Annotated in this window: 2 protein-coding genes; both read right to left on the bottom strand. The window is 45.8% G+C overall.

The window, feature by feature from the left end:
* Positions 1-1,419 (bottom strand): IS66 family transposase (gene tnpC, locus ACFOUY_RS09020; protein ID WP_378960177.1); only part of this gene is annotated, 1,419 nt, incomplete at its 3' end.
* Positions 1,412-1,798 carry an IS66 family insertion sequence element accessory protein TnpB gene (gene tnpB / locus ACFOUY_RS09025; RefSeq protein WP_378960178.1) on the bottom strand — a complete coding sequence of 129 codons (387 nt, stop codon included), beginning with the start codon at positions 1,796-1,798 and terminating at the stop codon, positions 1,412-1,414. The genes tnpB and tnpC, both read right to left, overlap by 8 nt.
* Positions 1,799-1,851: the final 53 nt, after the last annotated feature.

Genomic DNA, 1,851 nt, shown 5'->3' on the forward strand with positions numbered 1-1,851 from the left:
ATTATTATCGATATGAAGTTTTCCGTCCTGAAGATATACGGTAAGCTTATTCCAAAGATTCAGGGTATAGGCAATTGCCTTCCCGATCACGCTCGATGGAAGTACCTCACGATAATTTTGGATCAGCCATTCCTTGAATGTATTGAGTATCGGTAATGCCTTTTGCTGACGAATTTCCCTGATTTGCTCGTGGCTGTACCGGTTTTCTTTGCATGTTCGTTCGATCTGATAAAGTTGCTGAATCTGCTGCAGGGCCAAAGTAGCCCTTGCCTGATCATTCTGCAGGGATTCATCGAATTTGCGGCGCGCATGGGCCCAGCAGCATAACCTGGTTATCTGCTTATTATTATCAAACATATCATATCCGGAGTAGCCATCGGTCCCGAGAAAGCCACTGAAACCTTCAAGTATTTCCCTGGGCCCCTCCCTGGATCTGCCCGGCCGGTAGTCAAAATAAACCATCCTGATCTGCGGGGAATAGTACAGCCAGTGGTAGCCCCTGTGGGTAGTGCCCTTTTTGGCCTTGTCCATCACCTTTATCGGGGTTTCATCAGCCAGGATGTAATTAGTGGAAACCACCGCATTGAGCATCTGGTCGTACAGGGGCTGTAAAAGATTACAGCAGGCGGTAAGCCAGTCGTTAATAGTAGAAGCAGAAAGGCTTACCCCTTCGCGTTCAAACTGCTGAACCTGGCGATAGATTGGGAGGTGATCCACGAACTTGTTGATCACAATATGGGACAATAGTGCAGGTCCGGCGATGCCCTTGGTGATTGGCCGTTCCGGGAGCTCCGCGCACACTATACCACCAGTCTTTGGATCTGCATATTTTGGCCGAATATATTGTCTTACAAATAATTTTCCCGGTGTGTATTCGAGCTCCTCGGTGATTTCCTCCCCGATCTTTTTCATCCCTGCCACATCTGCTTTTGGCTGGATGATGATCTGCTCACGTGGCAACCCTGCCGGCAATGGCTTCCTTCCCTGGTGCAGGGTAGGTTTAGCGGGATCTTTACGAACATAGCTAACCTGTTGTATCTTTGGGTCAGGGAATATGGCATCAGGTGAAAAGCCCATGGTCAACTGTTCAGGTAAGGATGCTGGAACAAAGCGCTCGCTTTTGGAACCGAAGATCATTTTTTTAAGCTGGGCAAGCTCATGGGTAAGCTTAAGGATCTGAGCGTCCTTATCAGCAATGATGGCTTCATATTTAGCTTCTATACCATGGGTAAGCTTTAGAAGCTGGGCATCCTTATCAGCAATGATAGCTTCGTATTTAGCATCCTTGTCTGCAATGATTTTTTCATATTTGGACTCCATAGCATTCATCCTGAAAAACAAGCTTTCAAGGGTGATTTTATCTACGGTAGTGCTACTGTTCATTGGCATAAAAATACGCATTTTGAATGTATCAGGCAAGTTTTTGACCTATTTTTTCGCTATGTTTTTTGAGGTTAAAACGCGCTCTTCGCTCTATACTCCTTAGCTTTATTCCCTTTAGAATAAACAGCAGTTCATCACTGGAGATGGCAGCCTGACCGCCTTCGCTGACAGATGCATCAGGCACCTCATAAGTGCCACTTTCCAGTCGCTTATGATAGAGCGCAAAACCGTCTCCTTCAAAATGAAGAAGCTTGACCTGATTGCGTTTACGGTTGAAAAATATAAAAACATCACCCAGGGTAGGATCCTTGTCAAGCTCGGCACGAACCAGTCCGCTTAAGGAATCAAAGCCGGATCTGAAATCTGTTATTCCCCGATAAAGGAAATAATGATAGGCTGCAGAAACAGACAGCATTACTGCAATAACTTTTTAATAAAAGCCGGGTCGGTCTGGTTTCCATGAACCAA

The sequence above is a fragment of the Pedobacter jamesrossensis genome (assembly GCF_042650905.1).
Classification (GTDB): Bacteria; Bacteroidota; Bacteroidia; order Sphingobacteriales; family Sphingobacteriaceae; genus Pedobacter; species Pedobacter jamesrossensis.

What these genes read in the sequence shown, in the direction of transcription:
- tnpB (WP_378960178.1), bottom strand. Translation starts at nt 1,798, where the DNA reads ATGCTGTCTGTTTCTGCAGCCTATCATTATTTCCTTTATCGGGGAATA.